Here is a 5,391-nt window from a genome sequence, read left to right on the forward strand (position 1 = left end):
ACCGCAGAGTGGACGCGCAACACACAAACAATTCTGAGCACAAGTATCTTCTGAAGATGTGTGGTGGTGAGTAAGTGATCGGCTTATTAGTACCAGTCACCTACACCCCTCACAGGGCTTCTAGTTCTGGCCTATCAACCCAATAATCTCTTGGGAGCCTTCACACAAAATGTGATGGAGATCTTATCTTGAAGCCGGCTTCCCACTTAGATGCTTTCAGCGGTTATCCATCCCGAACGTAGCTAACCAGCCACCCACCTGGCGGCAGGACTGGCATACCAGAGGTTCGTCCGTCCCGGTCCTCTCGTACTAAGGACAGACCTTCTCAAATCTCCTACGCGCGCAGCGGATAGGGACCGAACTGTCTCACGACGTTCTAAACCCAGCTCGCGTACCGCTTTAATGGGCGAACAGCCCAACCCTTGGGACCAACTCCAGCCCCAGGATGCGACGAGCCGACATCGAGGTGCCAAACCATGCCGTCGATATGGACTCTTGGGCAGGATCAGCCTGTTATCCCCGAGGTACCTTTTATCCGTTGAGCGACGGCCCTTCCACACGGTGCCGCCGGATCACTAGTCCCAACTTTCGTTCCTGCTCGAGATGCCTCTCTCACAGTCAAGCTCCCTTGTGCACTTACACTCAACACCTGATTGCCAACCAGGCTGAGGGAACCTTTGGGCGCCTCCGTTACTCTTTGGGAGGCAACCGCCCCAGTTAAACTACCCACCAGGCACTGTCCCTGGACCCGATCAGGGCCCGAAGTTAGATGACACACAACACCAGAGTGGTATTTCAACGACGACTCCACACCCACTGGCGCGGGTGCTTCACAGTCTCCCACCTATCCTACACAAGTGACGTACATCACCAATACCAAGCTATAGTAAAGGTCTCGGGGTCTTTCCGTCCTGCTGCGCGTAACGAGCATCTTTACTCGTAATGCAATTTCGCCGAGTTCACGGTTGAGACAGCGGGGGACTCGTTACTCCATTCGTGCAGGTCGGAACTTACCCGACAAGGAATTTCGCTACCTTAGGATGGTTATAGTTACCACCGCCGTTTACCGGGGCTTAAATTCACCGCTTCGACCCCAAAAGGTCTAACAGCTCCTCTTAACCTTCCGGCACCGGGCAGGAGTCAGTCCGTATACATCGTCTTACGACTTCGCACGGACCTGTGTTTTTAGTAAACAGTCGGTCCCCCCTGGTCTCTGCGACCACCACCAGCTCGTCACCGTAAAGGCGCGCCACCAGGGTGGTCCCCCTTCTCCCGAAGTTACGGGGGCATTTTGCCGAGTTCCTTAACCGTGATTCTCTCGATCGCCTCGGTATTCTCTACCTGACTACCTGTGTCGGTTTCGGGTACGGGCAGCAAAGAACCTCGCGCCGATGCTTTTCTTGGCAGCATAGGATCACCAGATCCCCACCCAAATGGTGGGGCCCATCAAATCTCAGCCTATGAGCTCTCCGGATTTACCTAGAGAGCGGCCTACATTCTTAGACTCAGACAACCATCGCTGAGCCTGGCTACCTTCCTGCGTCACACCTGTTAATACGCTCGCTCCACCACTTCAGGTCCCACGCTAGACCCCTCACTCAGCCCGAAGGCTAATGAGAGGGGGTTCGGGTGGTTAGTATCAGCAGCTTCGCGTGGACGGTTCTTCACCGGTACGGGAATATCAACCCGTTATCCATCGACTACGCCTGTCGGCCTCGCCTTAGGCCCCGACTAACCCAGGGCAGATTAGCTTGACCCTGGAACCCTTAGTCAATCGGCGGCAACGTTTCTCACGCTGCTTTCGCTACTCATGCCTGCATTCTCACTCGTATAGCCTCCACCACTGGCTTCCGCCGCGGCTTCACCGGCTATACGACGCTCCCCTACCCATCCAGTAAAAACTGAATGCCATGGTTTCGGCGGTGTGCTTGAGCCCCGCTACATTGTCGGCGCGGAATCACTTGACCAGTGAGCTATTACGCACTCTTTCAAGGGTGGCTGCTTCTAAGCCAACCTCCTGGTTGTCTGAGCAACTCCACATCCTTTCCCACTTAGCACACGCTTAGGGGCCTTAACCGATGGTCTGGGCTGTTTCCCTCTCGACGATGAAGCTTATCCCCCACCGTCTCACTGCTGCGCTCTCACATCACCGGCATTCGGAGTTTAGCTGACGTCAGTAACCTTGTAGGGCCCATCGGCCATCCAGTAGCTCTACCTCCGGGATGAAACACGCAACGCTGCACCTAAATGCATTTCGGGGAGAACCAGCTATCACAGAGTTTGATTGGCCTTTCACCCCTACCCACAGCTCATCCCCCCAGTTTTCAACCTAGGTGGGTTCGGGCCTCCACGTGCTCTTACACACGCTTCACCCTGGCCATGGGTAGATCACTCCGCTTCGGGTCTAGACCCGGCGACTACTTCGCCCTATTCAGACTCGCTTTCGCTACGACTACCCCACAACGGGTTAACCTCGCCACCGAGCACTAACTCGCAGGCTCATTCTTCAAAAGGCACGCCATCACACCAGCAAGCCGGTGCTTTGACGGATTGTAGGCACATGGTTTCAGGTACTCTTTCACTCCCCTCCCGGGGTACTTTTCACCATTCCCTCACGGTACTGATTCACTATCGGTTAGCAGGGAGTATTCAGGCTTACCAGGTGGTCCTGGCAGATTCACACACGATTCCTCGAGCCGCGTGATACTCGAGAACACCAGCACAGCCGGCGGAACGCATTACAACTACGGGACTCACACCCTCTACGGTCAACGACTCAACGCTGTTCATCTATACGCCCGCACCTCAACTGCCACCACTGGTAGATGGTGGACACTGGGTCTCACAACCCCACCAACGCAACCCCTACCAGGTATCACACGTTGATGGTTTAGCCCCATCCGCTTTCGCTCGCCACTACTCACAGAATCACTATTTGTTTTCTCTTCCTGCAGGTACTGAGATGTTTCACTTCCCTGCGTTCCTCCCAACGCACCTATACATTCAGTGCGTGGTGACACACCCACCCAAAGGATGAGCATGCCGGGTTTCCCCATTCGGAAATCCTGGTATCACCGCTCGGTTATCAACTCCACCAGGCTTATCGCAGATTCCCACGTCCTTCATCAGCTCCTGCTACCAAGGCATCCACCATGCGCCCTAAAACACTTACACACAACACTCAACGTGTAAGCACCACACAGACACACAACAACAACACCACACAAACAGATCCGAAGACCCACCCATCCGGTGTCCTTGATGCAAACAATCAAAAGAAACCACTCAAAGACACAACAACCACACACACAACGTGCGAGNATTCGTGTAAGCACCACACAGACACACAACAACAACACCAACCACAGGCTGGCGTCCTTGATGCAAACAATCAAAAGAAACCACTCAAAGACACAACAACCACACACACAACGTGCGAGGTGTCATGACCAGAGAGTTATCTCAAAAAAAATAAGATGCTCGCGTCCACTATGCAGTTCCCAAACAACAACCCCAACCCCCATCACCAACAACACAAAGGTCTGTTAGCTACCTGNCGAGGTGTCATGACCAGAGAGTTATCTCAAAAAAAATAAGATGCTCGCGTCCACTATGCAGTTCCCAAACAACAACCCCAACCCCCATCACCAACAACACAAAGGTCTGTTAGCTACCTGAAGCCAGGGCCCAAATCCAGAGCACGACACAACCGTCGCCTCAGGACCCAACAGCATGCCAAACACCACCACCAACACTGGTAGCAGCGACCCACAATCGTGGGGTTCATTGATATTCCACCCATGAGCAAACCCAGAGCGATACATTCGACCACTAACTGGGCGGACCCAACTCGGGTCCAGCTCCTTAGAAAGGAGGTGATCCAGCCGCACCTTCCGGTACGGCTACCTTGTTACGACTTAGTCCCAATCGCCAGTCCCACCTTCGACGGCTCCCCCCACAAGGGTTAGGCCACCGGCTTCGGGTGTTACCAACTTTCGTGACTTGACGGGCGGTGTGTACAAGGCCCGGGAACGTATTCACCGCAGCATTGCTGATCTGCGATTACTAGCGACTCCAACTTCACGAAGTCGAGTTGCAGACTTCGATCCGAACTGAGACCGGCTTTTAGGGATTAGCTCCACCTCACGGCATCGCAACCCACTGTACCGGCCATTGTAGCATGCGTGAAGCCCAAGACATAAGGGGCATGATGATTTGACGTCATCCCCACCTTCCTCCGAGTTGACCCCGGCAGTCTCCCATGAGTCCCCACCATCACGTGCTGGCAACATAGGATAAGGGTTGCGCTCGTTGCGGGACTTAACCCAACATCTCACGACACGAGCTGACGACAACCATGCACCACCTGTGAACCAGCCCCGAAGGGAAACTACATCTCTGCAGCGATCCGGTCCATGTCAAGCCTTGGTAAGGTTCTTCGCGTTGCATCGAATTAATCCGCATGCTCCGCCGCTTGTGCGGGCCCCCGTCAATTCCTTTGAGTTTTAGCCTTGCGGCCGTACTCCCCAGGCGGGGCACTTAATGCGTTAGCTACGGCGCGGAAAACGTGGAATGTTCCCCACACCTAGTGCCCAACGTTTACGGCATGGACTACCAGGGTATCTAATCCTGTTCGCTCCCCATGCTTTCGCTTCTCAGCGTCAGTAACAGCCCAGAGACCTGCCTTCGCCATCGGTGTTCCTCCTGATATCTGCGCATTTCACCGCTACACCAGGAATTCCAGTCTCCCCTACTGCACTCCAGTCAGCCCGTACCCACTGCACGGTCCGGGTTAAGCCCGAACTTTTCACAGCAGACGCGACAAACCGCCTACAAGCTCTTTACGCCCAATAATTCCGGATAACGCTCGCGCCCTACGTATTACCGCGGCTGCTGGCACGTAGTTAGCCGGCGCTTCTTCTGCAGGTACCGTCACAAAAGCTTCTTCCCTGCTGAAAGCGGTTTACAACCCGAAGGCCGTCATCCCGCACGCGGCGTCGCTGCATCAGGCTTTCGCCCATTGTGCAATATTCCCCACTGCTGCCTCCCGTAGGAGTCTGGGCCGTGTCTCAGTCCCAGTGTGGCCGGTCACCCTCTCAGGCCGGCTACCCGTCAAAGCCACCGTGAGCCATTACCTCACCGTCAAGCTGATAGGCCGCGAGTCCATCCAAAACCGCAAAAGCTTTCCACCACCCACCATGCGGTAGGCAGTTGCATCCGGTATTAGACCCAGTTTCCCAGGCTTATCCCAGAGTTAAGGGCAGGTTACTCACGTGATACTCACCCGTTCGCCACTAATCCACACCCAGCAAGCTGGGTGCTTCATCGTTCGACTTGCATGTGTTAAGCACGCCGCCAGCGTTCATCCTGAGCCAGGATCAAACTCTCCAT

General features: G+C 54.8%; 2 rRNA genes. Both read right to left on the minus strand.

Annotation, left to right across the window (positions count from 1 at the left end):
• Positions 1-66 precede the first annotated feature (66 nt).
• Positions 67-3,174 (minus strand): 23S ribosomal RNA (locus tag HGQ17_RS14745).
• A 694-nt stretch (positions 3,175-3,868) separates the two neighbouring features.
• Positions 3,869-5,391: ribosomal RNA gene (locus HGQ17_RS14750) — 16S ribosomal RNA — on the minus strand.
• Together the 16S and 23S rRNA genes form the textbook arrangement of a ribosomal RNA operon.

It is taken from the genome of Nesterenkonia sedimenti (assembly GCF_012641515.1).
Classification (GTDB): Bacteria; Actinomycetota; Actinomycetes; order Actinomycetales; family Micrococcaceae; genus Nesterenkonia; species Nesterenkonia sedimenti.